Origin of the sequence: Paraburkholderia sp. SIMBA_054, from assembly GCF_046534875.1 — a bacterium.
Lineage (GTDB): Bacteria > Pseudomonadota > Gammaproteobacteria > Burkholderiales > Burkholderiaceae > Paraburkholderia > Paraburkholderia hospita.
Genome location: NZ_JAWRXV010001675.1, coordinates 1 through 238, shown reverse-complemented (window position 1 = coordinate 238; position 238 = coordinate 1). Strand labels below are relative to the sequence as shown.

The following is a 238-nucleotide window of genomic DNA, read 5'->3' as shown; positions in this document are numbered from 1 at the left end:
CTGCTCGGCGTCGACAAGCTGCGTCTCTACGATCTTGATCCGGAAGCGACTGCCAAGTGCATGCGCAACTTGCAGGGCGCCGGTTTCGACATCGTTGCCTGCAAGACGGTCGAAGAGGCTGTCGAGGGTGCGGACATCATCACCACCGTCACCGCCGACAAGGCCAATGCGACGATCCTGACCGACAACATGGTTGGCGCTGGCGTGCACATCAATGCAGTTGGCGGCGAGTGCCCCG

At 61.8% G+C, this 238-nt stretch carries 1 pseudogene; it reads left to right on the top strand.

Annotation, left to right across the window (positions count from 1 at the left end):
* Positions 1–238: pseudogene (locus SB822_RS60795) on the top strand (ornithine cyclodeaminase); the annotation flags it as partial.